Genomic DNA, 25,239 nt, shown 5'->3' on the forward strand with positions numbered 1-25,239 from the left:
CATGCTGTTTTTCAGTGCGCGTCCTTCTTCGCGCCCGACGACTTCTTGCCGGACGCTTTCGCGGCAGGCGCGGGCGGCGGGGCGTCGGCGGGCGTGTCACCCGTCTTCACATCGTCGCTGGCCTTGGCCGCCTTGCCGTTCGGTTTCGCCTTGCCGTCGGCGTCCTTCTTCGCGTCCCTGGTCTCCTTCGCTTCAGGCGCGGCGAGCTTGGTGAACTTCACTTCGTCGCTGGCCTTGTCGTAGTCGACCTCGCACCGGTCGCCCGACTTCAGCCGGTCGGCGAGGATCTCCTTCGCGAGCCGGGTCTCGATGGTCTGGCGGATCTGGCGCTTCAGCTCGCGTGCGCCGAACTCCGGCTGGTAGCCGGCTTCGGTCAGGTGCTCGACGAGCGAATCGCCCATCACGAGCGTGATGTCCTGCGCGGCGGCGGTGCGCACCACGCGGTCGAGCTGGATCTGCACGATCGCGCGGATGTTCTCCTTCGACAGCGCGTGGAAGACGATCACCTCGTCGATCCGGTTCAGGAACTCGGGGCGGAAATGGCCCTTCAGCACCTGCATCAGTTCCTCGCGGATCGCCTTGTCGGTCTTGCGCGCGGCTTCCGGCTGCGTGAGGTTGTCCATGATGATCGCGGCGCCGAGGTTGCTCGTCGCGATGATGATCGTGTTGCTGAAGTCGACCACGCGGCCCTTGCCGTCGGTCAGGCGGCCGTCGTCGAACACCTGCAGCAGCACGTTGTAGACGTCCGGATGCGCCTTCTCGATCTCGTCGAGCAGGATCACGCTGTATGGGCGGCGCCGCACGCGCTCGGTGAGCTGGCCGCCTTCGTCGTAGCCGACGTAGCCGGGCGGCGCGCCGATCAGCCGCGCAACGGCATGCCGTTCCATGTACTCGGACATGTCGATGCGGATGATCGCCTGCTCGTCGCCGAACACGGTCTCGGCCAGCGCCTTCGCGAGCTCGGTCTTGCCGACGCCCGTCGGCCCGAGGAACAGGAACGTCGCGATCGGACGGTGCGTCTGGCCGAGCCCCGCGCGCGACAGCCGCACGGCATCGCTGACGGCCACCACCGCGTCGCTCTGGCCGACCACGCGCTCGCGCAGCTGCTCTTCCATCTTCAGCAGCTTCTGGCGTTCTTCCTGCGTGAGTTCGGACACGGGGATGCCGGTGAGCCGCGACACGACCTCGGCCACCGATTCGACGGTGACCTCGAGCGTCTCGGAGCCGGTCTTGCGCTGCCACGCCTCCATCATCTCGTCGACGGATTTTTGCTTCGCGTTGATCTGCTCCTCGAACTGCTTCGCCTCGTCGAAGCGCTTGCGCGACGTGGCGTAGTCCTGCTCGCGCTTCAGTTGTGCGATCTGCGCTTCGCCTTCCTGGATGTCGACCGGGCGCGAGGTCGCGCCGATCCGCACGCGCGCGGCGGCCTGGTCGATCAGGTCGATCGCCTTGTCGGGCAGGAAGCGCGACGTGATGTAGCGATCGGCGAATTCCGCGGCCGCGACGAATGCGTCGTCGGCGAACGTGACCTGGTGGTGCGCCTCGAGGCTGTCGCGCAACCCGCGCAGGATCACGATCGTCTGCTCGACGCTCGGCTCCGGCACGAACACCGGCTGGAAGCGCCGTTCGAGCGCGGCATCCTTCTCGATGTACTTCTGGTATTCGTTGAGCGTCGTCGCGCCGATCAGGCTCAGCTCGCCGCGTGCGAGCGCGGGCTTCAGCACGTTCGCGATGTCGAGGCCGCCTTCGCCGCCGCCCTGGCCGGCACCGACGATCGTGTGCAGCTCGTCGATGAACAGGATCAGTTCGTCCTGCTTCGCCGTGACTTCGTCGATCAGCTGCTTCGCGCGCTCCTCGAACTCGCCGCGATACTTCGCGCCGGCCACCATCGAGTTGATGTTGACTTCGACGAGCCGCTTGTCGCGCAGCACCTCGGGCACGTCGCCGTTGACGATCCGCTGCGCGAGCCCTTCGACGATCGCCGTCTTGCCGACGCCCGGCTCGCCGATCAGCACCGGGTTGTTCTTCTTGCGACGTGCGAGCACCTCGATCGTGCTCTCGATTTCCTGCGCACGGCCGAGCACCGGGTCGAGCTTGCCCTGGCGCGCGATCGCGGTGAGGTCGCGGCCGAACTTGTCGAGGTTCGGCGTGCCGGTCGGCGCATCGACGCGGCCGTCCTCGGCGCCTTTGCCGACCACCTTCACGACCTTCTGGCGCAGCGCCTCGGGCGTCACGCCGTATTTCTTCAGCAGCGTGCCGGCGACGCTGTCCGGCACCGACGCGAGCCCGATCAGCAGGTGCTCGGGGCCGATGTACGAGTGGCCGAGATCGCGCGACGCCTGGAATGCGTACTGCACGGCCTTCTTCACGCGCGGCGAGATCGACAGCTTGTCGAGCGGCGCATCGGGATCGGCCGTGCCGGTGTGCGCATGCGCGTCGATGTACGACTTGATGTCCTCCGGCGACAGCTTCAGTTCCTTCAGCAGCGCGGCGCACACGTCGGTGTCCGCGAGCGCGTACAGCAGGTGTTCGGAATCGAGCTCGCTGCGGCGCAGCTCGTGCGCCTTCTCGGCCGCGCGTTGCAGCAGCTCCAGCGTCTGCTCGCTGAACGCGTCGGTCGGGTCGACCGATTCGCGCGGAATCTCGGCGGCGAGCGGCGATTCGTCGTCGAGCCCGCCGAACAGCGACGACGAGCCGCCACCGCCGAGCAGCGAATCGAACGGGTTCAGCATGCTCTGATGCCGCATCAGCTGACGGAAGTGGTAATCGCAGATCGAGATCGTCTTGCGCTCGCCGTCCTGCATCACGGTTGCGCGCGCGACGGCGGGCCGCGCGTGGCAGATATCGCAAAGTGCGGGCATGGTGGTCTGGCTCCTGTCGGTGAAAGTGGGTCGAAGGGTGAAGTCCCGATGCGGTGCGGCGCTTGGGCGCTTCCGACCGCGAACGCACGACACGCGGCACGGCGGCGCGCGGGCGGCACCGGTGCTGTCACGCAGCGCGCGTCGGCGTCGTGCACGGTCGCGGTCAGGGCGGCAAGCGTGCGTGCCGGGAGGAGCCCACGGCATCGCTTCGACTGCGTTCAAAATAGCGAATCGGCGGAGGCTATCCAAGGCACAGTTCCGCACCGGCCCGGCCGTGAATTGCACCCTCGCATGCGCGCGCGCACGGGTGGCAAGGAGTACAGACGGGCGGGCGCACGGCGCCACGGGCGTGCGCGGCGTGCGCGGCGTGCGCGGCGTGTGATGACAGGAAGCGGAAGCGGGCGGCGCGCGAACGGATCGCGGTGCGACATCGGCGCGCAGGGCGTCGGTTATCGGGGGATCAAAGGCAGCACGGATGGGGCGGCGCGACGGAAGCGCGGCAGGGGGCGCGTGCCGCGAGCGGCCAAGCGCCACCACGCACGCACCGCAGACGATGCGTGTGGGGCGGCCGCAGGCGAGGGCGGGTTGCACGGTCCGGGCCGGACACGGCGCAACCGTGGCGTGCCGCGGTCAGTCCGAGAGGGTCATCGCCAGCCGCTGCCGGGCGATCTGCTTCACGTCCTTCGACAGTGCCGCATTCGGCAGGCCATTGGCCCAGACGGAGAACGAATCCTCGATCAGGTTGCGCGTGTCGGGCGGCAACTCCGCCAGGACCAGCGACAAGACGGTGAACAGCACGGCGGTGTCGCCGGCCTGGCTGCTCGCGTTCGCGTCGACCGCCTGCTTCAGGTGGTCGACCGACGCCTGCAGCGCCTGCAATGCCTCATTCGACTCGCTCATCACACACTCCATGCAAGATGGGTTTGATCGGCGACGAACATGCGGCCGGCGGGGCGGCCGCTCGCGCACGACACCCGGCGGGCATCGCGCGCAGGCAACCGCGGTCAGGCCGCCGTGCCGGCCTGCGGCGCCACGGCCACCGATGCTTCGCTCGTGAGCATCAGGAACGTGAACGTTTCGCGCAGGTACAGGCGGACGACCTTGTCGGTATGGCTCGTGTAGCCGATCGATACGTCTTCCCCGAGGTGCAGCTCGTAATCGCCGCCGCGCGTGGACAGCACGCAGCCGCCGCTGATCGCCGGCGCCCAGATGATCTCGCCGCTGACGATCCGCTTGATATGGCCGAGGACCGGATAGCCCTGGTCGCGCGCTTCGCTGAGCGCCGTGTACGCATCCGAGCCGAGCACGACCGAGTACGGGCCGTCGACGCCGGCAAGCCGCAGCGCTTCGAGCGCGTCGCTGATCGCGTCGGGATACGCGCTCACATCCGCCGGCAGCGTGAGCTTGCGGTTCGACGTGCCTTCGCGGATGCCGAGAATGCCGGCGGCCGGGTAGCCGTCGAAAATCGCGCCGTCTTCGGCGAACGCGAGCCGCTGCGCGGCGTCCTTCGCCGGTTGCCAGTCGGCGTCGCGCGCGCCGCGCTCGACGCTGTCGATCGCATCGCGGCTCAACTCGAACGGCACCGTCAGCTCGACGATCGTGCGGACTTCGCGCAGCCGCGCATTCACCAGCTCGCGCGGGGCGGCGACGTCGACGAGGTGCCCGGTGCCGACGGCCGACAGCTCGGGGCCTTCGGGGCCGTCGACATCGACGACGCGGCGGCCGGCCACCGATCGTTTGAACGTGCGTGCCACTTCTTCCTCGATTTGCTCCCAGGCGGAGGACGAGATCGGGGCGAGTTCGCGGTGCAGGTTATTCATGGGTTTGGGTTGCCTCACGTCAGCGAAAACACTTCATGGTGGCCGATCGGCTGACGGACTGCGTCTGGGCCCGGCAGGCCGATCGAGGACGAAATGCATATTAGCAGGCTCTATTGACACCGCTGCAGCACAAATCGAAACGACACGCTGCGGTGGCGCAACTGTTCTGCAATTCACGTGCGGGGAGAGGGTGTGCGCTTGTGCTGAACACCGCGGCGGATGGCGATACCCGGGGGCGCACCGGCGCCCGCGTCGCTCGGGCCGGGCTCGACGGCGTGCCGAACCCTTGGCGGCCGACGGCCGATCGCGTGTCGTACATTCTTACGAACATTCATCCGGCAGGGGTTCCGGACGCCGGGGCTCGGCCGCGTTCAGTTGCCGGGGCCGAGCCCGGATGAATCATAGGCGCAGTCTATTGAAGCTTCGCAACGAGTGAAGGGCGTGCATGGCGCGACCACACGCCTCGCCCGGCGCGGGGTAGGCGCGCCGGACTGCCCTCGGTGACGATGTGCGTTACGACGGCACGCCTTTCAGCGAGCCGATCTTCAGCGAGCCGTCGCGATGCGGCGCGGAGGATGCCGGTTCCGGTTCCGGCTCCACGGCGTCGGCGGCCGGCGCCGCGCGATCGGCGAGCGCTTCGAGCAGGTCGGCGGACGGCACGAAGAACAGCGAGCCGGTGACCGCGCGGCTGTAGTCGAGCAGGCGGTCGTAGTTGCCGGGCGGGCGGCCGACGAACATGTTCTCGAGCATCTGCTCGATCGGCGCAGGCGAACGCGCGTAGCCGATGAAGTAGGTGCCGAATTCGCCCGCGCCCGGGCGCCCGAATGGCATGTTGTCGCGCAGGATCTTCACTTCCTGGCCGCCCTCGTCGAGCGTGGTCAGCGAGCTGTGCGAGCACGACGGCTTCACGTCCGGCGCGAGCTCGATGTCGGCGAGCTTGGTGCGGCCGATGATGCGCTCCTGCGTCTCGACCGCGAGCGCGTTCCAGCCGGCCATGTCGTGCAGGTACTTCTGCACGATCACGTAGCTGCCGCCGGCGAATTCCGCGTCCTCGTCGCCGATCACCGTGAAGTCGACCGCCGCGCGGCCTTCCGGGTTCTCGGTGCCGTCGACGAAGCCGATCATCGCGCGCTGGTCGAAATTGCGGAAGCCGTGCACCTCGTCGACGACCGTGACGGCATCGCCGAGCGCGCCGAGCAGCTGCGTCGCGAGTTCGAAGCACAGGTCCATCGCTTCCGCGCGAATGTGCAGCAGGATGTCGCCCGGCGTCGCGACCGCGACGCGCTGGCCCGCGCCGAATTCACGGAACGGATGCAGCGCGGCGGGGCGCGGGTTGCCGAACAACGCATCCCACGCGTCGGCGCCGAAGCCGCACACGCAGGTGAGGTTGCCGCCCGGCACGCGCTTGCCGACCGAGCGCACGAGCGCGGCGATGTCGCCGCACCATGAGCGGATCGTGTCGGCGTGATCGGCGCCGGGATTGATCGTCGCCACGAGGAAGATCGCGCTGCGCGTGATCGTGCTGTGAACGTTTTGGGGGAGCGGGGGAGGTGTCTGCATCGTGGGCTGCCGGTCAGTCATGTCGGGACGGAAGTGCCGTGGCGCGCGAGGGCGAACGGTTGAACTGTGTCATGCGACTGTTCTCTTTGTGTCACGCGGATGAAGGACGCAGTGCGGGCATCCCGCAACGGGCCGCAGCGGTGGCGGCCGCACGGGGCGCGCGACCTGCCTGCCCCGCGTGACGTCGTCGAGCAAGCAATCTAGCAGCTTCGACCGGTCTTTGGAACACGAATCGCCAAACTGTCATGCGAATCCGTCAAACAGGGCCGGATTTTGGCCGGCGCCCGCTCAGCTGTACTCCTGGCCCATGCGGCGCTGTGCTCTTGAGCGTGCGTGCGGCGTGCAGTAGATTAGGTCCCGCTGCGCCGCCACGAGGAGCGTCATCATGAACCTGCTGGAAGCGATGCGTGTGTATGTCGCGGTGGTCGAGCATGGCGGCCTGTCCGGCGCGGCGTCCGAGCTGCAACTCGACGAAGCGCAGGTGAGCGAACGGATCGACGGCCTCGAACGGTATCTCGGCTGCCGCCTGCTGCTGTGCCGCGACCACGACGACGTCGCCTGCACCGATGCGGGTGACGCGTTCCACGTGTGCTGCCGCCGGACGCTGTCCGCGGTCGAGCAGGCGACCGGCGCGGCCGGCCCGCATGCGACGGACAGGCCGGATCGGCCCGACGCGCACGATACCGTGCATGCCGCCGCGCGCGATGCGACGTTCCCGCCGCCGCCCGGCGCCGCTCATGCCTCAACCCAGCGACTGTCACCTTGAATACGACCTCCATTCCCTGCTCGCCCGCCGAGCGCATCCGCCGCCGCTTCGGCCATTTCCTTCACGCGGCCGAACTGGCCGGACTGATCGTGATCGGGCTCGCGACCGCGTTCGCGATGGCGCAGGAAGCGTGGAAGGTCGTGCTCGCGGGCGAGGTGTCGCTGACCGACCTGCTGCTGATGTTCCTGTATCTCGAAGTGCTCGCGATGGACGTGCGCTACCTGCGGCTTGGCCGCTTGCCCGTGCGGTTTCCGCTGTTCATTGCGATGACGTCGCTCGCGCGCGACCTGATACTGCGCGGCGCAACCGACAGCCCCGAGCGGATGCTGATGACGACGGTCGGGATCGTGCTGCTCGCCGTCGGCGTGCTGATCCTGAGTTTCGGCCAGCACCGCTTCCCGGCCGACGTCGCCGATGTCGAGGACGATGCGCATGCGCGCAGGTAACGCGCGGCCGGCCGCATGCATTTTCGCTGTCCCTGCAAGGAGGGAGCTGGATGAGCACACATTCCGTTGAATCGAAGCGGGCGATCGAGCTGCAGCACGCGGCGTCGGACGCCTACCGGCTGGCGCGCGACACGCGCGATGCCGATCCGGCGCTCGCCCGCGCGCCCACCGTCACCGGGTTGCAGCGAGAAGCTGCGTACGCCTATGCCGACGCGGCGCGTGCACGCGAGGCGGCCATCGGCATCTGAATCGAACCTTGGCGTGCCGCATCGGTTGCGGCGCTGCCACTGACCCTCCCACCGAGCGAGGTATCGCATGACCAAGCAACTGATCGTCGCCGTGTTCGGCAGCGTCGACACGGCCCGCCAGGCCGCGAACGATTTCGAGGCGCTGTCGGAGAAGGACGAAGGATTCCACATCGAGAACGGCGTCGTCGTCGAGAAGGACGCGACCGGCAAGCTCGCGGTCCTCCACGCGGAATCGCGTCCGTTCAAGGGCGGCGTGATCGGCGCGATCGCGGGCGGCTTGCTCGGCCTGCTCGCCGGGCCGCTCGGCGTGGTCACCGGCATGGCGGCCGGTGCGGGCGCCGGCATTCTCGCGGAAGCGGCCGGCAACGCGCTGCTCGACGGCACGTTCGTCGAGACGGTGGCGGCGCGGCTCGTGCCCGGCAGCGTCGCGATCATCCTGGAAGCGAAGGAAGACACGCCGTTCTCGGTCGACAACGTCGTGACCGGATTCGGCGGCAAGGTGTTTCGCCAGTCGCTCGACTGAGCGTGTCGTCGTCGAACCGTAAAGGGAGAACCGCATGCACATCGAACAATCGTACCGGCGCTTCGACATCACGGCGACGCTGTCGCCGCTGCCCGGCCACGGCAACCGCGCGATCGCGAGCGTCGAGGTGACGACCGACGATCCGGCCCGCCTCGCCGATCTCGGCACCGGGCAATTCCTGCAGATCCGCAAGTGGGTCGAGTCGAACGACATCGCGTTGCTGACGGTGGTGTTCGACGAGTGCAAGGTCGCGATCGATCACTACGCGGACAACGTCGACGACGCTTGAGCGCACGCGGGGCCGGCGCATCAGCCGGCTTCACGTGACTGGCCGCCCGACGGCCGCCGGCAAACCGCGACGACGCACGCCGGCACCGCGCCCGGCGAATGCTTGCCACGCGATCGCGCGGGGCCGTTTGCGGTCGCGTTCGAATCTGTTCACCACGCCGGCCGGATTTCACGTTTCCTCGCCAAACTGTCACTTACATTCGTCGAAATGACGCAGTAGGATGCCGAACCTTGTCTAGATGAGATTCGCATTGCTATCCGCCTTCAATTTCGATAACGGACGAGGTTCGCACCGGGACGCCCGCGCCCGGGCACGGCTATCCGGCTTCGTGCACCGGCGCGGCCATGCCGCCCGTGCATCGCACGCCGGTTCACCGCTGGCGGGGCGAGGCGGATGAAGCTCTACGAGAAATTTGCAAACGACATAGAGAGACTCATCCGGCAGGGCGTATATCGACACGGCGATCGTGTTCCTTCGGTGCGGCAGGCGAGCCAGCAGCACCGGATCAGCATCACGACCGTGCTGCATGCGTATCTGTTGCTGGAAAGCCGCGGGCTGCTGGAGAGCCGGCCGCAGTCGGGCTATTTCGTGAACCTGCGACGCGACGACAGCCATGCGCCGGTGCGCGAGCTGCGGCCGTCGAAGCCGATCGCGATTTCGTCGTCGGTCGACGTGAGCCGGCTCGTGCTGTCGACGCTGCGCTCGATCGGCACCGACGACGCGGTGCCGCTCGGTTCGCCGTACCCGGACCCGAGCCTGTTTCCGTTCGAGAAGCTGAACCGCTACGCGTATGCGGCCGGCCGCGACAAGTCGCTGTGGGGCGTGACGGACGGCTTGCCGCCGGGGCATCCGCGGCTGATCCGGCAGATCGCGCGCCGCTACCTGGAAAACGGGATGTCGGTGGATCCGAACGAGATCATCGTGACGGTCGGCGCGACGGAGGCGATCAACCTGTGCCTGCAGGCGGTCGCGAAACCGGGCGACACGATTGCAGTGGAATCGCCGACGTTCTACGCGATGCTGCACGCGATCGAGCGGATGGGAATGAAGGCGATCGAGGTCGCGACACATCCGGAATACGGGATCGACATCGCGGCGCTGGCCGCGATCGCGAAGGCGCAGCCGATCGCCGCGTGCATGGTGATGCCGAACTTCCAGAACCCGCTCGGCTTCCAGATGCCGGACGAGCGCAAGCGCGAGCTGGTCGAGTTCGCCGCGAAAGCCGACCTGCCGATCATCGAGAACGGCGTGTACAACGAACTGTACTTCGGCAACATGCATCCGAGCACGCTGAAGTCGTTCGACCGGCACGACATCGTGCTGCATTGCTCGTCGTTTTCGAAGAGCCTGACGGCCGCGTACCGGATCGGCTGGGCGCTGCCGGGCCGCTATCGCGAGCAGGTCGAGAAGCTGAAATTCCTGAACACGCTCGCGACGCCGTCGCTGCCGCAGCTCGCGATTGCCGAGTTTCTCGAACGCGACGGCTACGAGCATCACCTGCGGCGGATTCGCAAGGCCTACGCGCAGCAGGCGAACCTGATGCGCACGATGGTGTCGCGATTCTTTCCGGAGGGCACGCGCATCTCGAGCCCGGCGGGCGGGTACGTGCTGTGGATCGAACTGCCTGCGCAGATCGACGCGATGCGGCTGTACCAGCTTGCGCTGGAGCAGGGGATCACGATCGGGCCAGGCTACATGTTCTCGATCACGGACAGCTACCGGAACTTCATCCGGCTGAACTACAGCAGCCCGTGGTCGCCGGAGATCGAGCAGGCGGTGATCGCGGTCGGCAAGCTCGCCGCCTACTGCCTCGACTGAGTGAGCCGCCGCGCGTCGCGTGTCATGCGGCACGCGCGCGGCGTCACGTCAGCCGGTACGACTGCGCGCCCGTTCCCGCGAGCGTGCCGCCGTCGACGATCAGGTATTCGTTGCGGATCGGCTTGCCGTCGAACCAGCACTGCAGGATCTCCAGCGTGCCGGCCGCGTAGCGCGCCTGCGCGGACAGCGACGTGCCCGAGATATGCGGAGTCATCCCGTTGAACGGCATCGTGCGCCACGGGTGATCGGCCGGCGCCGGCTGCGGATACCACACGTCGCCGCCGTAGCCCGCGAGATGTCCGGACGTGATCGCATTGACGACCGCGTCGCGGTCGACCAGCTTGGCGCGCGCGGTGTTGATCAGGTACGCGCCGCGCTTCATGCGCGCGATCATCGCCGCGTCGAACAGGTGCTCGGTCGACGGGTACAGCGGAATCTGCAGGTTGACGATGTCGACGGCGCTCGCGAGCGACGCGGCATCGGCGTGATACGTGAGCCCGAGTGCCTGCTCGATCGATGCATCGAGCCGGTGGCGTTGCGTGTAGTGCAGCTGCAGCCCGAACGGCTGCAGCCGGCGCAGCACGGCGAGCCCGATGCGCCCCGCGCCGACCGTGCCGAAATGCATGCCTTCGACGTCGTAGCTGCGCGACACGCAATCGGCGATGTTCCAGCCGCCTTGCTGCGCGATCGCATGCGACGGCAAGTAGTTGCGCACCAGCGCGAGCGTCGTCATCACCACGTGCTCGGCCACGCTGATGCTGTTCGAGCCGGTGACTTCGGCGACGGTGATGTGCGCGCGCGCGGCGGCGTCGAGATCGACGTGATCGGAGCCGATGCCGGCCGTCAGCGCGAGCTTCAGCTTCGGCGCGCGGGCGATCCGTTCGGCCGTCAGGTACGCGGGCCAGAACGGCTGCGAGATCACGATGTCCGCTTCGGGCAGCCGGCGCTCGAATTCGGAGTCGGGGCCGTCCTTGTCGCTCGTGACGATCAGCGTGTGGCCGTGCGCTTCCAGATAGGCGCGCAAGCCGAGCGCGCCGGACACCGAGCCGACGAGTTCGCCGGGACGAAAGCCGGGCGGGCCGGCCGGCGTCGGCGCGGTCTGCCCGTCCGCGTAGTGCGTGATGACCGGAATCGCATCGCGCACGTAGCGCGGCGGATAGCCGTCCACGGGATCGGGGTAGAGCACGCACAGGACGGTGGCCATCGGGTAGTACTCCTGGTGACGGGGAGAAGGCGGCACGCGGCTTGCGCGGGAGGCGCGGCGTGCGTCGCGGGCCGCTGCCGTGTTGCGCCGCAACGTTGATGACGTTCTACGCCCGTCATGGATCTCGTACAAGCTACAGTGCGTGTTTGCGTGCGCTGCGGGGACGTCTGTACCTGTTCTTTTCAGGAGGGATGTCGATAATGGGATCGTTACCTGACTTTTCGGGAGCCACGTCATGACTGCAAGCGACGATTCGTCGTCACGCCCCGATCTCACGCAAGGCATCGCGCTCGACGAGCTCGCCGACGGCGCAATGATCGAGGGCCATGTCGGCGATGCAGCGGTGCTGCTCGTGCGCCGCGCCGATGAACTGTTTGCCGTGGGCGCGCAGTGCCCGCACTACGGCGCGCCGTTGGCCGACGGCTTGCTGGAGGGCGACACGATCCACTGCCCGTGGCATCACGCGGCGTTCTGCCTGCGCACCGGCGCGCTGCTGCGCGCGCCCGCGCTCGACGGGCTGCCGTGCTGGCGCGTCGAACGCCGCGACGGCCGCGCCGTCGTGCTCGACGAGCGGCCGGCCGCCGCGCCGCCTGTATTGAATGCCGCCGGACTGCCCGCGTCGGTGGTAATCGTCGGCGGTGGCGCGGCTGCCATCGCGGCCGCGGTGACGCTGCGGCAGGAAGGCTATCCGCATCCCGTCACGCTGCTCACGGCCGATGCCGATCCGCCGTACGACCGGCCGAACCTGTCGAAAGACTATCTCGCCGGCACGGCCGATGCCGACTGGCTGCCGCTGCGTGCGCCGTCGTTCTATGCGGACCATCACATCGACGTGCGGTGCGGCACACGCGTCGTACGCATCGACCCCGCGCAGCAGGCGGTCGAACTGGCCGACGGCAGCCGCGTCGGCTACGGCGCGCTGCTGCTTGCAACGGGTGCCGAGCCGAACCGGCTGACCGTGCCCGGCGCGGATCTGCCGCACGTGTGCGTGCTGCGCTCGCGCGCCGATTGCGACGCGCTGATCGGCAAGCTGAAAACGGCGCGTCGCTGCGTCGTGGTCGGCGCGAGCTTCATCGGGCTCGAAGCGGCCGCCGCGCTGCGCACGCGCGGGCTCGACGTGCAGGTCGTCGCGCCCGATGCGCATCCGATGGCGCGCGTGCTCGGCGAAGCGCTCGGCAGCACGATCCAGGCACTGCACGAGTCGCACGGCGTCGTGTTCCATCTCGGTGCGACGCCCGCGCGGATCACGCCGGACAGCGTGACGCTGTCGACCGGCGACGTGCTGCCGGCCGATCTCGTGGTGGTCGGCATCGGCGTGCATCCGAACGTGGCCCTCGCGCAGGACGCGGGGCTGGCCGTCGACCGAGGCGTGACGGTCGACCGCTTCCTTCAGACGAGTGGGCCCGGCATCTACGCGGCCGGCGACATCGCGCGCTGGCCCGATCCGCTGACGGGCGAGCGGATTCGCGTCGAGCACTGGGTCGTCGCCGAGCGGCAGGGCATCGTCGCCGCGCACAACATGCTCGGGCAGCAGCGGCCGTTCGACGCGGTGCCGTTCTTCTGGAGCCAGCATTACGACCTGACGGTCAACTATGTCGGGCATGCAGAGCAATTCGATCGTGTCGAGATCGATGGCGACCTCGGCGCGCACGATTGCTCGATCGCGTACTGGCGCGGCAACACGCGGCTTGCGGTCGCGACGGTGGGCCGCGATCTCGGCAGCCTGAAGGCGGAAGCGGCATTTGAGCGGCAGATTGCAGCCGCGTGACAGCGATGTGACGACATGATTCGAACCCGGAGGCGAGATGAATCCCGATGTGCGTGCCCGTTTCGAAACCGAGTTTGCGCCGCGTATCGCGGCGCGCGTGCTCGGCCTGTATCAGCCTGGCGAAGTGAGGGTGGACGTCGTGCCGCACGACGGGCAGGGCGGCACGACCTGTATCGACGTGATCGGCCTCACGTCGACGGTCGGCTTGCCGAACCGGCTGAACGCGCGGCTCGCGTGGCGTGACGATGCGATCGATGCGTTGCTGGCCGAGCCCGACCGCAGCCGCTTCGACCGCTATCTCGCGGCGCTGCCGGTCACGATCGAACGCTGGCAGATGGAGTTGCCGGTCGATTTCAGCACGCGCACCCAGCGCGATCGCGAGATCCTGATCGGCGATCTGGATTTCGATGCGTGAAACGCGCCGTGCGATGCATGCGGATGAGCCGGTTGCCGCTAGCGGTCGCGTGTCTTGATGATCACGCGGCCCTGGTCGATGCCGCCGCGCAGGGCTTCGTCGCACGTGAGCCATTCGGGTGTGACGAGCTCGGGCGCGGGCAGGTCGACCGGCGCGCCGTCGCGGAAGATCCGCACCTGCGCGACCCACGCGCCGTTCGCGTTGCGCGTCGCATCGACGCGAATCTCGTGATCCATGAAGGTGTCGGTGGCTTGCATCGGTCGGGGCCCTCCGTCGTGCGTGAACGCGGTGCGTCGATCGTAGCAGCATGGCGTGCGCCGTGCATCCGAAACGAAGCGGAACCTGCGCGCGACTCGACGCACGTGTCGACGCGCGAGACGGGAGCGAACCTGTGGCCTTCGACCTGACCTTCTCCATCAAGGTGTTCGCGGCGCTGTTCGCGATCATGAACCCGATCGCGAACATTCCGGTGTTCCTGTCGCTGACCGAAGGCGCGGCGGACGGCGTGCGCCGCAAGGTTGCGCTGACGGCCGCGATCGGCGTGACGGTCGGCTGCATCGTGTCGGCGGTGGCAGGCGGCGCGATCCTGCATGTGTTCGGCCTGACCATCGACGATTTCCGCCTCGCGGGCGGGCTGCTGGTGCTGCTGATCGCGCTGTCGATGCTGCACGGCGCGCCGAGCCGGCAGCATTCGCCGGGCGACGACGAAGGCGCCGATCCGGCCGCGGCCGAGAGCGTCGCGATCTATCCGCTGACGATCCCGTTGCTCGTCGGCCCCGGCACGATCGCGACGATGATCGTGCTCGGGCATGGCGCGTTCTCGACCGGGCAGGAATTCGCGTTCGCGCTCGGGCTTGCCGCGTTTCTCGTGTTGCTGGCCGTCTCGCTGCTGTCGGCACCGCTGATCGGCCATTACCTGTCGCCGCGCGTGACGGCGGTGACGCAACGGCTGATGGGGATGATTCTCGCGGCGATCGCGATGCAGATGATCGTCGCGAGCCTGAAGGCCGCATTCGGGCTGCCGCACTGAGTGCCGCCCATCTCGAACCGGCCGCCTGATTTCATGGAGTCGTTGATGAATACGTTGATCGTGTTGTCCTATCCCGACCTCGCGGCCGCCCATCGCGCGCTCGCCGAACTCGATACGTTGCGCGACCGGCACGTCGTCGCGCTGTCGGGAGTGGCGATCGTCGAGTGCACGGCCGATGGACAGTTGCGCGCGCATGCGGTCGACCCCGATCGCACGCCGCCCGCGTCGCTGCTCGACAGCGTGGTCGAACATATCGAATCGTCGCTCGACGCATGGCGCGAGAAGCCGGTGGACGACGCACTGATCGACCGCGTCGCGCGCAAGGCGCGCCCCGGCACCGTGTCGCTCGGGCTGGCCGCGACGCAACTCGATATCTACGCGCTGAGCACGGCGCTCGCACCGTTCGGCGGAGACGTGATCGACACGACGCTGTCGATCGACGACGAACTGAAGCTCGTCGAAGCGATCTCGAAAGCGCGCGACGGTGGCAGTCAGGCCTCAACCGACTGACGGTTCGACGAAGCGGATAGAGCGCTCGATGGTCGGCAAGTCACGCGGCAGGGTCTGAATCGAACGCACGCTATTAAGCGGCCACTCTCGTCATCCGAGAATTCCGACATGCGAAAAATCAGATCGGAAAGTTTGACCGCATGGCGCGTCAACGTGCACAAAAGACGGGATCCGGGCGACTTCACGCTACATGATCGCCTTGAAGCGATGGCGTTCTTACCGATTGCCGCGCATTGAATCTGGCAATGCAGGTCACGTGGGCGGATAGATTTATTCGATGACCGGCGAAAGCGCGACATGCCTCTCCTATACTCACAGAGACGCTTTTCACGGGAGGACAGCCCATCCGCACGAGTGCATCGATCAAGCCATATCGTCGTGCGACCGACGGCCGGACCTCGCTACAATCCGCCGCGGTCCCGGCAGGCAAGCGCGCCGGGCCGCCTCACAAGGAGCCACGATGCCCTACGTCCTGATCGTCGAAGATGACGCCGACACGCGGACGATGCTCGCGGCGCTCGCGCGCACGCAGCAGCTTGCATGCGACACGGCCGCGACGCTCGAGGAAGCGCGCACGCTCGTCACGACGCACCCCCCTGATCTCGTGCTGTGCGATCTCGTGCTGCCGGACGGCAACGGGATGGATCTGTTCGATGCGTTGCCGAAGCATTCGCACTGCGAAATGGTGCTGACCACCGGCCACGCAAGCCTAGAAACCGCGATCGACGCACTGCGGCGCGGCGCGACCGACTACCTGGTGAAGCCGCTCAACATGCAGCGGCTGAACAGCATCTTCGCGCGCGTGCCGCGCACCACCGCACTGCATGAAGAGATTGCCGAACTGCGTTCGGAGCTGCAGCGCCTCGGCCGTTTCGGCCGCATGCTCGGTAGCTCACCCGCGATGCAGACCGTCTACGACGCGATCGGCCGCGTGGCGCGCACCGAGGCATCGGTCCTGCTGACGGGCGAATCGGGCACCGGCAAGGAGCTCGCCGCGCAGACGGTGCACGACCTGAGCCTGCGCCGCCGCGGCCCGTTCCTCGCGGTGAACTGCGGCGCGATTGCCGCGAACCTCGTCGAGAGCGAGATGTTCGGTCACGACCGCGGCAGCTTCACGGGCGCGGAGCGCCAGCACAAGGGCTTCTTCGAACGCGCAGACGGCGGCACGCTGTTTCTCGACGAGATCACCGAGATGCCGCTCGAGTCACAGGTCAAGCTGCTGCGCGTGCTCGAGACCGGGCGCCTCACGCGGCTCGGCTCGACGCGCGAGATCGACGTCGACGTGCGTATCGTCGCGGCGACCAACCGCGATCCGGAGGCCGCGATGGCCGACGGCAAGCTGCGGCCCGACCTGTTCCACCGGATCAACGTGTTCCCGATCCCGCTGCCGTCGCTGCGCGAGCGCGGCGACGACATCCCGATGCTGGCCGATGCATTCCTGCAGCAGTTCAACGCCGAAAGCGGCCGGAACCTGCGTTTCGCACCGGCCGCGCGCGACGCGCTGAAGACCTATGCGTGGCCGGGCAACGTACGCGAGCTGCGCAACTTCGTGCAGCGCGCGAGCATCTTCTGCGACGCGGACGTGATCGATACGCTGCCGCCGCCGATCATGGACGAACTGTCGAACCTGGCCGATTCGCACGAGGATCGTGTGACCGTGCCGTTCGGCACGTCGCTCGAGGAAGCCGACGGCAAGCTGATCCTCGGCACGATCGCGCAATGCGGGGGCGTGAAGGCGCAGGCGGCCGAGGTGCTCGACGTCAGCCTGAAGACGATCTACAACCGGCTCGCGCAGCTCGAAGACGAAGTGGACAAGCCTGAATCCTGATGCCGCCGCGACCGACCCGCCGGCAGGAGTGTGATCGATGATCGACATTTCGCGGACCCGCGCCGGCAACTACGTCACGGCCGTGATGCTGGTTGCGATCGCCACCGTGCTGCAGGCGCTCGCGATCCGCTTCGGCGGCGTGAACCTGCCGCTCGTCCTCTACTATCCGCTGCTCGCGGGCGCCGCGTGGGCGACGTCGTTCCTGTTCGGGATGGCCTCGACGGTCGTCAGCGGCCTGCTCGTGTGGACGCTGTTCCTCTCGGATCCCGCGGCCTATACGCAGCCGCTGCCCGATCGACTCGTGCGGCTCGGCACCTTCGTGCTGATCTGCGCGCTCGTCTGCGCGATCGCGTCGATGCTGCGCCACGCGCGCTTCACGAGCGATGCGGCGCTACGGCGTGAAGCGGCCGCGCGCCGGCGGCTCGAAGCCGTGCTGCAGGCGCTGCCGCATGGCGTGATCGCCACCGATACGAATGGGCGGCTCACTTACCTCAACGCCGCCGCGGCCGCGCTCGTCGGCTGCCGGCCCGACGATGCGATGGGCCGCGCCGCGCGCGACGTGCTGCGGATCGCCGATCGCGACGGCCGGCGCGTTCAATCGACACCGCTCGATCTCGCGCTCGGCGGCGAGGGTGTCACATCGGATCGCCACTGGCTGCAGGCGGAAGGGAGCGAGCCGGTGCCGATCGTCGAGGTGGCCACGCCGCTCGGCGATGCGGACGGCAACGTCGACGGCGCCGTGCTGCTGCTGCGCGACGCCGGTGCCGACCGTTCGCGGGCCGATGCGTCGCGGTTGCAGCGCGCGGTCGTCGACGCGTCGCCCGACGCGATCGTCGGCATCGATGGCGACGGCCGCATCGTCAGCTGGAACCCGGCCGCGCAACGCATGTTCGGCTACGACGAAAGCCAGGCGCATGGGCGCATGTTCGAATCGCTGGTGGCGATGCGCTGGCTGAAACGCAAGCCGCTCGTGCAGTCGTTCGACGACATGCACGCGGCGGTCGGGCCGATCGACCTGCTGTGCGTGCGGCGCGACGGCCGGCGCTTCCGGGCGACCGTGTCGGCGGGCCCGGTACGCGGCGACGTGCGTGCCTCCGTCGCGTTGTCGCTGACGCTGCGCGAAGCCGGCGCGCAGCGCCGCCGCGACCTGCGCGCGCAGCGGTCGCTGCAGGGCGCACGCGATGCGCGCGATCAGGCCGATACGTCGAACCGGCTGAAGGACGAACTGCTCGCGACGGTGTCGCACGAGCTGCGCACGCCGCTGAACGTGATCTACGGCTGGGTCGAGGTGCTGCGCAATTCGGGCGACAGCGCGCTGCAGCAGCAGGCGGTCGACGCGATCGACCGCAGCGCGCGTTCGCTCACGCGGATGGTCGGCGACATCCTCGACGCGTCGTCGCTCGCGACCGGCAAGCTGCAGCTCGACGCGCGGCCGGTGGACGTCGTGCGGCTGTTCTCCGATTCGGTCGGCGCGTTCCAGACGGCCGCGTCGTCGGCCGGCATCGTGCTCGAATTCGACTGTGCGGCGTCGACCTGCGTGGTGTCGGGCGATGCCGAGCGTTTGCGGCAGATGCTGTCGAACCTCGTGTCGAACGCGCTCAAGTTCACGCCGTCCGGCGGCAGCGTGACGGTCGGGCTCGCCCGCAACGATGCGCGGGTGGTGCTGACCGTGAGCGACACGGGGCAGGGCATCGTGCCGGCGTTCCTGCCGTACGTGTTCGACATGTTCCGCCGCGCGGAGGATTCGCCGGCGTCGTCGCGGCGCGGGCTTGGCCTCGGCCTGTCGATCGTGCGGCATATCGCCGAGCTGCACGGCGGCGGCGTGACGGTCGAGAGCGCGGGCCGCAATCGCGGCGCGACGTTTACGGTGACGCTGCCGGCCGGCTGGCAACCGGTCGGCGCGATGGCGTGGGGGAATGCGCACGTGGACGGCCATCGCGCCCCGTTGACGCTCGATACGCAACGCATCCTGATCGTCGACGACGATCCGACGACGCGCGAGAGCCTCACCGCCGCGCTGACGACGTTCGGCGCGGCCGTCGCGATCGCGTCGACGGGGCGCGAAGCGCTCGCGGTGGCCGCCGACCTGCGGCCGACCGTCGTGCTGTCCGATCTCGCGATGCCCGACGGCGACGGCTTCTGGCTGCTCGACGCGTTGCGGCGCGCCGTCATGAACGGCGGCGGCGGGCCGCCCGCCATGCGGGTGCTCGCCGTGACCGCGCATGCGGGCGTGGCCGACGAACGCCGCGCGCTCGAGGCCGGGTTCGACGGCTATCTGTGCAAGCCGGTCGACGTGCGCGAACTGGCGGACAAGATCGTGCGCGTGACGAAGCAGGACGGCTGACGCGGCGGCCGTCCGTCATTGCCCTGTTGCGACGGCCCGTTTCGGTGATGCGGGGCCGGCCTCGACCGGCGGCCGGCAGGCTGCATCGCGCGCGGCATGCGATGCGCCATCACGTCCGCTTCGGCTGCGACACGCCTTCGAGCGTGTTCGCGACGTCGTCGCGCGCCGGGCCGGCCGAGCGCGTCGCGATGTCCGCGAGCGACAGCATCCCGACCAGCCGCTTGTCGTGATCGACGACCGGCAGGCGCCGCAACTGCGCATCGGCCATGTAATGCTGGATCTCGTCCAGCGAATCGTCCTCGAAACACCATTCGATCGGACCCGACGCGACTTCCTGGATCCGCGTCTCCGGCGGCTTGCCGACCGAGATCGCGCGCACCGCGAGGTCGCGGTCCGTCACCATCCCCACCAGCCGGTTGTTGTCGCATACGGGGAGCGCGCCGATGTCGTAGCGCTCCATCAACTGCGCGGCATGGCGGATCGAATCGGTCGGCGCGATGCGCACGACGTCCTGCGACATGATTTCGTTGACGCGATGCATGACGACCTCCTGGCGGGTTGGATGGGGTGATTCCTCTGCGGATTCGGCAAACCGCATGCCGTCCGGCACGCTCGGCCCGTCGTTCGCCGTTGCGTTTGCGCGGGTGCTGCCGGGGCCTTTCGTCATGCGTATCGCGTAATGCCGCCCGACGCGCGGAACATGTCCTCGAGCGGCGGGTCGATAGGGCATTCCGAATGACGAATGGCGCGTGCGCCTGTGGTCCCGGTGCTTTCGCGGCGGCGACGGATCGGTGCGTCGTTCGTGCATCGGCGCGTCATGGCCGGGCCGGGTCGCATCCTTCATGGCAACGCGCCCGCGGACGACGAAGACGCGAACGTTTCCGCAACGACCATGCCCGCGCTCGGCACGCGGCACGCGACTTGCCGTATCGACGGGGAACACGACGAAGATGACGACGACCACGTGCGGCGCGACCCGTGCCGGCTGCGCACACACCACACGGAGGCACGATGACGATTCCAAAACGGCGAGAGGGTGTGCGCTACGAGCTCAACGTTTGCGGTGGCGGGTTCGATTCGGTGAAGAGCCACTTCCAGGAATGGAAGAGCGAACCGCTGATCTACCGGCCCGAGCGCCGGATGTTCGAGGGCAAGGCGGACGTACGGCCGCTCGGGGAAGAGACGTTCGGCTCGACCGAGCCGGCGCGATTCGCGCTGCAGCGTGCGTGCGAGCCCGCCGACACGTATGCGCTCGCGGCACGCGTGCGCGACGACGGCCGCGAGCTGTGGCTCGTGATGGCCGCGTACGACGCATAGCGGCGCGCAGGCAGGCATCGCAGCGACCGACGGTGGTCCCAAACGCGCGGCACACCGCGGGACGATGTGCTTGACGCGTGAACGGACGGCACGTGGATTGCGAATTGGCGGGGACCTGCCCAACCGATTCCGCGGCTGCCGCGGATGTCAGGAGGTGTTCGATGAAACCGATCCGCACGATCCGCACGGGCGCATGCCTGCTGGCCGCCGCGTGCGCGCTGGCTGCATGCACGCAACCTGGCCCCTACGGCGCGCGAGGCGCGCCGCCCGCGCCGCCGGGCGCCCACCCGCCGTCGCCGGGCACGACGATGCCCGACGCCAATACGCGTTACGAGACACGGCCGTCGCCGGGCAACACGTTGCCGCCGGGTGCGACCGGTGGCGACCCGGTCGACGTGCCGCCACCGGGCCCGAACGGCACGCCGGGCGACCCGACGCTGCCGGGCACGCCGCCGCCGACGCAGTACTGATACATCCCACAGCCGGCGCGACGCGGGACGGTGCGCGAAACGCGTGCCCAAAACTTGCCGACAGCTTGTAAAAAAGCGGCCCTCGACGCGCTGCAAGACGGGGTACGAACCCGCGCGACCCGCGACGCGGAGCGTTCGGGCCGCTTGGCATGGAAGCTGCATCAATCCTGACCGAATACGAAACGAAACCGTGAAACGTCAGGAGGACCATCGATGTCCGTCTCGCTTGCGCTGCAGATGCGACAGCATCTGGCACTTACGCCGAGGCTTCAGCAGTCGCTGCGGTTGCTGCAGTTGTCCTCGCTCGAATTTCAACAGGAATTGCGGCAGGCGCTCGATCAGAATCCGTTCCTCGAGGATGGCCAGGGAGACGAGGAGGCTGCCGCCGACGCCCCCGGCCAGCTGGCCGAGGCCGCCGCGCCCGATGCGGCACCCCAGCCCGACGACGCTCGCCCGCAGGATGGCGAAGCCCCCGAAGTGCCCGAGGTGTCCGAAGTGTCGTTGACGGCCGCGCCCGCGCCGCGCGGCACGAGCCGCCAGGGCGACGATGCGGGCGGCCAGTCGCCCGGCGAGTGGCTGGCCGCGGAACCGTCGCTGAATCAGCAGCTGCACGATGCGTTGCGGCTCTATCCGTTGAACCGGCGTGACCGTGAAGCCGCGCGCCTCGTGATCGACGCGCTCGACGACGACGGCTACCTGCGCCAGGAACTGGCCGAACTGCTGGTCGCGGCCGACCCCGCGCTGCTGCTCTCCGAGCAGGATCTCGCGATCGCACTGCGGCTCGTGCAGATGCTCGACCGCCCGGGCCTGGCCGCGCGCTCGCTGTCCGAGTGTCTCGTGCTGCAACTCGACGCGATTCCGGCCGGCACGCCGGCGCTCGCGGAAGCGAAGGCAATCGCGCGCGAGCATCTCGAGCGTCTGGCCCGCCGCGAGACGGCCGAGATCCAGCGGCGGCTCGGCTGCGACGCGCCGACGCTGCAGGCGGCCTGCGCGCTGGTGCGCGGGCTCGATCCGCGCCCCGGCAATCATTACGGCAGCACGCGCGGCGACTACGTGGTGCCCGACGTGATCGTGCGCCAGGTGCGCGACGAGTGGATCGTGACGATCAACCCGGCCGTGCTGCCGCGCGCGCGGCTGCATGAACGCTATGCGACGCTGTTCGCGCAGTCGAGCGGCGAATGCGATTCGCCGCTCGGCCAGCAGCTGCAGGAAGCGCGCTGGCTGATCCGCAACGTGCAGAAGCGCTTCGAGACGATCCAGCGCGTCGGCGAATGCATCGTCGCGCGGCAGCGCGATTTCTTCCGCTACGGCGAGATCGCGATGAAGCCGCTCGTGTTGCGCGACATCGCCGAGGAACTCGACCTGCACGAATCGACCGTGTCGCGCGCGACGGGCAACAAGTACATGGCCACGCCGCACGGCACGTTCGAGTTCAAGCATTTCTTCCCGCGCAAGCTCGAGGCGGCCGGCAAGGGCGTGTGCTCGGCGGCGGCCGCGAAGGTGCTGATCCGCGACATGATCGCGGCCGAGCGGCACACCGATCCGCTGTCCGACGTCACGCTCGCGCAGAACCTCGCGGGCCGCGGCATCCTGCTCGCGCGTCGCACGGTGACGAAGTATCGCCAGGCGATGAAGATTCCGCCGGCTGACCTGCGCCGCCGCGACGCCGCATGACGGCGGCCCGGGCGAGCCTGTCGCGTGCACGTGCCGACCGTCGCGTCGACGCATGCGCCCACGACAGGCGCGCAACCATGCCGGCAAAGTCTCAAGCCCGGCAGAGCGCGGCGGGCGCCGTGCTGTCGGCCGGGCGCGGCAACACGAAAATGCGGGACCTCATGCCGTCGGCGAAGCCGATGGCCAGGTCGATGAGCGAAAAGGAACGTGAAAAAATGGCGTCCACGCCGCGATGCGGCAAACCGGAGCACAAGCACGATGCGTGACCGGCGACGACGTGTATTGACCACTGCTGCCATCCAGGAGGTATCCATGCTGCGATACGCGGTCATCTTCTTCATCATCGCGATCGTCGCGGCCGTGTTCGGCTTCGGCGGGATCGCGGCCGGCGCGGCCGAGATCGCGAAGATCCTGTTCTACATCTTCGTCGTGATCTTCTTCGTCACGCTGCTGCTGGGCGTCATGCGACGATGAGCGGCGCACCCATCCGGTCGCAGCGCATCGCGGAACTCGAGCATGCGCTCGCGATCGGCTTTCCGTCGGAATCGACCGTCGTCGTGCACACGGACGACGCGTCCGGGCGGCTGACGATCCAGGTCTCGTGGGTGCGTGTGCCGTCCGACGAGGACGCGCGCGAATGGCGTTGCACGGTCGACCTGCGGTTCGAGCCGGACGTGATCACGCGCTATGCGTCGCTCGGCGCGGCCGACCGGCTGCGCGTGCGCACGGTTCTGTGCGACCGCGCGCGGCGCGCGGTGGACGAGCGCAAGCCGCGCGTCGAGGAGGCGGTGATCGAATGCAACGTCGCGCTCGACGTGACGCGCGCCGACCTCGACGCGGCGCTGCGCGCGCCCTGACGCCGCTGCCGCTCGCAGGGCGGCGGCGCGGCGATCCGCGTGGCTGCTGCATCCCGAACGCGGCGAGCGCATGTCGATGTCGATGCTTCCCTCACACCCCTGCGGCGCCACCACCCGCGTGGCGGCCTGATTGCGTGGCAGCGCGCATCGTCGTGCACGCGTCAGCGCCGATGCTGCAGCCGGTGATACCAGTTCATCAGCGGCGTCGCGGTGATCCCGTGCGCGATCACCGATGCCGACACGACGGCCAGCACGGGGGCCGCGAGCGGGCGCACCGCGGCGGAGGGCCCATGTTCGAGCGCGAACAGCAGGTAGTAGAACGAGCCGATGCCGCGGATGCCGAACCACGCCATCAGCCGCCGCTGCGCATGCGTCGCGCGCGAACCGGTGAGCGTGACCAGCACCGCCAGCGGGCGCACGGCGACGAACAGCACGACGGCCAGCGAGGCCGCGCCCCACGTCAGCAGCGGGCCGGGCAGCGTCATGAGCACGCTGCCGATCATCGTCATCACGAGGGCTTCGGCGATCCGTTCGAGTTCGATCGTGAAGCCGAGCACCGATTCGGCCATGAACGCGTGCGCTTTGTCCGGATGCTTCTCGGTGGCGACGACGTCGGACGAATCGATCTGGCCGATCACGTCGCGCGGCGCGCGATCGCCGCTCGCGCGGTGCTCGACCCGGCGCATCGCGACCCCGGCCGCGAACGTCGCGATGAACCCGAATGCATGCGCGTACTGCGCGGCGCCGAACGACAGCACGATCAGCGCGAGCGCGAAGAAGCCTTCGAGGCCGAGCGCCTGCGCGTGGCGCGTGCGCAGCCAGCCGATCGTCTTCGTCGTGATCCAGCCGAGGCCGCCGCCGATCGCGGCCCCACCGGCGATGCCCCACAGCGCGGTGAGCGCGAACGCGCCCGACAGCGGCGGCAGCCCGTGCGTCGTGCCGGGTGCGCCGCACAGCGCGAGCCCGGCCAGCGCGAACGGCAGTGCGATCCCGTCGTTCAGGCCGCCTTCGCCCGACAGCGCGAAGCGCACGAGATCGCGATCGCCCGGGTCGTGCACCTGCACGTCGTGTGCGAGCACCGGGTCGGTCGGCGCGAGGATCGCCGCGAGCAGCAGCGCGGGGCCCCAGTCGAGCCCGAGGGCGAGCATCGCGCACGCGGCCAGCAGCGGCACGGTGAGGCCCATCGCGAGCAGGCCGAGGCGGCACGGCACGTGCCACAGCCGGTCGGTGAGCGGCACGCGCAGCCGCAGCCCGATCGCGAACAGCGAGACGAGCAGCGCGATCTCGACGATTTCACGCAGCAGCCGTGCGTCGCGTTCGAGATCGAGATCCAGCAGGCCGGCGCCGGCCGGGCCGAGCACGACGCCGAGCACGAGATAGATCATCGCGGTGCTGACGGGCAGGTGGCGCAGCGCGGACGTCGCGACGCCCATGCCCATCAGCACCGCGCCGACGATCAGGTACCAGAGCGTCTCGTGCATGTGTGCCGTG

At 68.7% G+C, this 25,239-nt stretch carries 26 protein-coding genes; 18 read left to right on the forward strand and 8 right to left on the reverse strand.

The window, feature by feature from the left end; genetic code table 11:
* Window positions 1-11: 11 nt before the first annotated feature.
* The 4 genes from CFB45_RS34500 to CFB45_RS34515 form a co-directional block, all read right to left on the reverse strand.
* A complete protein-coding gene (locus CFB45_RS34500) occupies window positions 12-2,861 on the reverse strand; it encodes an ATP-dependent Clp protease ATP-binding subunit (RefSeq protein WP_089429592.1) in 2,850 nt (949 codons plus the stop codon).
* 630 nt (window positions 2,862-3,491) lie between these two features.
* Window positions 3,492-3,761, reverse strand: a complete 270-nt coding sequence (locus CFB45_RS34505; RefSeq protein WP_089429593.1) for a hypothetical protein — start codon at window positions 3,759-3,761, stop codon at window positions 3,492-3,494.
* 104 nt (window positions 3,762-3,865) lie between these two features.
* Window positions 3,866-4,681 (reverse strand): family 1 encapsulin nanocompartment shell protein, encoded by an 816-nt coding sequence (locus CFB45_RS34510; RefSeq protein ID WP_089429594.1) that lies wholly within the window; start codon window positions 4,679-4,681, stop codon window positions 3,866-3,868.
* 513 nt (window positions 4,682-5,194) lie between these two features.
* Window positions 5,195-6,262 (reverse strand): Dyp-type peroxidase, encoded by a 1,068-nt coding sequence (locus tag CFB45_RS34515; protein ID WP_089429595.1) that lies wholly within the window; start codon window positions 6,260-6,262, stop codon window positions 5,195-5,197.
* Window positions 6,263-6,626: 364 nt separating this feature from the next.
* On the opposite strand from CFB45_RS34515, the gene CFB45_RS34520 reads away from it, so the two are divergent.
* From CFB45_RS34520 to CFB45_RS34545, 6 genes are all read left to right on the forward strand, one after another.
* Window positions 6,627-7,007 carry a LysR family transcriptional regulator gene (locus tag CFB45_RS34520; RefSeq protein WP_089429596.1) on the forward strand — a complete coding sequence of 127 codons (381 nt, stop codon included), beginning with the start codon at window positions 6,627-6,629 and terminating at the stop codon, window positions 7,005-7,007.
* Entirely contained in the window at window positions 7,004-7,453 is a 450-nt protein-coding gene (locus tag CFB45_RS34525; protein WP_089429597.1) for a phosphate-starvation-inducible protein PsiE, read from the forward strand. The genes CFB45_RS34520 and CFB45_RS34525 overlap by 4 nt, the downstream gene beginning before the upstream one ends.
* A gap of 50 nt (window positions 7,454-7,503) precedes the next feature.
* Complete coding sequence (locus CFB45_RS34530) at window positions 7,504-7,701, forward strand: hypothetical protein (RefSeq protein ID WP_089429598.1); 198 nt, start codon at window positions 7,504-7,506, stop codon at window positions 7,699-7,701.
* A 67-nt stretch (window positions 7,702-7,768) separates the two neighbouring features.
* The gene (locus CFB45_RS34535; protein ID WP_089429599.1) at window positions 7,769-8,224 is read left to right on the forward strand and encodes a DUF1269 domain-containing protein; all 456 of its coding nucleotides are present in this window, start codon (window positions 7,769-7,771) and stop codon (window positions 8,222-8,224) included.
* A 34-nt stretch (window positions 8,225-8,258) separates the two neighbouring features.
* On the forward strand, window positions 8,259-8,513 hold the full coding sequence (locus tag CFB45_RS34540) for a hypothetical protein (protein WP_089429600.1): 255 nt from the start codon (window positions 8,259-8,261) through the stop codon (window positions 8,511-8,513).
* A 393-nt stretch (window positions 8,514-8,906) separates the two neighbouring features.
* A complete protein-coding gene (locus CFB45_RS34545) occupies window positions 8,907-10,331 on the forward strand; it encodes an aminotransferase-like domain-containing protein (RefSeq protein WP_089429601.1) in 1,425 nt (474 codons plus the stop codon).
* Window positions 10,332-10,374: 43 nt separating this feature from the next.
* Here the strand turns inward: CFB45_RS34545 and CFB45_RS34550 are convergent, their stop codons facing one another.
* Entirely contained in the window at window positions 10,375-11,535 is a 1,161-nt protein-coding gene (locus CFB45_RS34550) for an NAD-dependent formate dehydrogenase (protein WP_089429602.1), read from the reverse strand.
* A gap of 235 nt (window positions 11,536-11,770) precedes the next feature.
* On the opposite strand from CFB45_RS34550, the gene CFB45_RS34555 reads away from it, so the two are divergent.
* Window positions 11,771-13,303: an FAD-dependent oxidoreductase gene (locus tag CFB45_RS34555; RefSeq protein WP_089429603.1), complete on the forward strand. Its 1,533-nt coding sequence runs from the start codon at window positions 11,771-11,773 to the stop codon at window positions 13,301-13,303.
* A gap of 37 nt (window positions 13,304-13,340) precedes the next feature.
* Window positions 13,341-13,718, forward strand: a complete 378-nt coding sequence (locus CFB45_RS34560) for a DUF5594 family protein (protein WP_089429604.1) — start codon at window positions 13,341-13,343, stop codon at window positions 13,716-13,718.
* A 38-nt stretch (window positions 13,719-13,756) separates the two neighbouring features.
* Here the strand turns inward: CFB45_RS34560 and CFB45_RS34565 are convergent, their stop codons facing one another.
* A complete protein-coding gene (locus tag CFB45_RS34565) occupies window positions 13,757-13,975 on the reverse strand; it encodes a DUF6566 family protein (protein ID WP_011349700.1) in 219 nt (72 codons plus the stop codon).
* A 134-nt stretch (window positions 13,976-14,109) separates the two neighbouring features.
* Here CFB45_RS34565 and CFB45_RS34570 point away from each other — a divergent pair, with 134 nt between their 5' ends.
* The 4 genes from CFB45_RS34570 (at window position 14,110) to CFB45_RS34585 (ending at window position 19,430) form a co-directional block, all read left to right on the forward strand.
* Window positions 14,110-14,748 carry a MarC family protein gene (locus tag CFB45_RS34570; RefSeq protein WP_089429605.1) on the forward strand — a complete coding sequence of 213 codons (639 nt, stop codon included), beginning with the start codon at window positions 14,110-14,112 and terminating at the stop codon, window positions 14,746-14,748.
* A gap of 45 nt (window positions 14,749-14,793) precedes the next feature.
* On the forward strand, window positions 14,794-15,258 hold the full coding sequence (locus tag CFB45_RS34575) for a DUF1269 domain-containing protein (protein ID WP_089429606.1): 465 nt from the start codon (window positions 14,794-14,796) through the stop codon (window positions 15,256-15,258).
* 460 nt (window positions 15,259-15,718) lie between these two features.
* Window positions 15,719-17,086, forward strand: coding sequence for a sigma-54-dependent transcriptional regulator (locus CFB45_RS34580; protein WP_089429607.1), 1,368 nt, complete (start codon window positions 15,719-15,721; stop codon window positions 17,084-17,086).
* 37 nt (window positions 17,087-17,123) lie between these two features.
* A complete protein-coding gene (locus CFB45_RS34585; protein WP_089429608.1) occupies window positions 17,124-19,430 on the forward strand; it encodes a hybrid sensor histidine kinase/response regulator in 2,307 nt (768 codons plus the stop codon).
* A gap of 109 nt (window positions 19,431-19,539) precedes the next feature.
* Here CFB45_RS34585 and CFB45_RS34590 read toward each other — a convergent pair whose 3' ends face one another.
* Entirely contained in the window at window positions 19,540-19,971 is a 432-nt protein-coding gene (locus CFB45_RS34590; RefSeq protein WP_089429609.1) for a CBS domain-containing protein, read from the reverse strand.
* A 470-nt stretch (window positions 19,972-20,441) separates the two neighbouring features.
* Between CFB45_RS34590 and CFB45_RS34600 the strand changes: the two genes are divergently transcribed.
* From CFB45_RS34600 to CFB45_RS34625, 6 genes are all read left to right on the forward strand, one after another.
* Window positions 20,442-20,747, forward strand: a complete 306-nt coding sequence (locus CFB45_RS34600; RefSeq protein ID WP_089429611.1) for a hypothetical protein — start codon at window positions 20,442-20,444, stop codon at window positions 20,745-20,747.
* 161 nt (window positions 20,748-20,908) lie between these two features.
* Window positions 20,909-21,217 (forward strand): hypothetical protein, encoded by a 309-nt coding sequence (locus CFB45_RS34605; RefSeq protein WP_089429612.1) that lies wholly within the window; start codon window positions 20,909-20,911, stop codon window positions 21,215-21,217.
* A 213-nt stretch (window positions 21,218-21,430) separates the two neighbouring features.
* A complete protein-coding gene (locus CFB45_RS34610) occupies window positions 21,431-22,891 on the forward strand; it encodes an RNA polymerase factor sigma-54 (RefSeq protein WP_089429613.1) in 1,461 nt (486 codons plus the stop codon).
* A gap of 77 nt (window positions 22,892-22,968) precedes the next feature.
* A complete protein-coding gene (locus tag CFB45_RS34615) occupies window positions 22,969-23,157 on the forward strand; it encodes a DUF3008 family protein (RefSeq protein WP_089430114.1) in 189 nt (62 codons plus the stop codon).
* 46 nt (window positions 23,158-23,203) lie between these two features.
* Window positions 23,204-23,365: a DUF1328 domain-containing protein gene (locus CFB45_RS34620; RefSeq protein ID WP_089429614.1), complete on the forward strand. Its 162-nt coding sequence runs from the start codon at window positions 23,204-23,206 to the stop codon at window positions 23,363-23,365.
* Window positions 23,362-23,748: a DUF3022 domain-containing protein gene (locus tag CFB45_RS34625; protein WP_089429615.1), complete on the forward strand. Its 387-nt coding sequence runs from the start codon at window positions 23,362-23,364 to the stop codon at window positions 23,746-23,748. Before CFB45_RS34620 ends, CFB45_RS34625 begins: the two co-directional genes overlap by 4 nt.
* A 161-nt stretch (window positions 23,749-23,909) precedes the next feature.
* Here CFB45_RS34625 and CFB45_RS34630 read toward each other — a convergent pair whose 3' ends face one another.
* A complete protein-coding gene (locus CFB45_RS34630; protein ID WP_089429616.1) occupies window positions 23,910-25,229 on the reverse strand; it encodes a cation:proton antiporter in 1,320 nt (439 codons plus the stop codon).
* Between the last annotated feature and the right edge of the window lie 10 nt (window positions 25,230-25,239).

Origin of the sequence: Burkholderia sp. HI2500 (assembly GCF_002223055.1) — a bacterium.
In the GTDB taxonomy this organism is placed as follows: Bacteria; Pseudomonadota; Gammaproteobacteria; order Burkholderiales; family Burkholderiaceae; genus Burkholderia.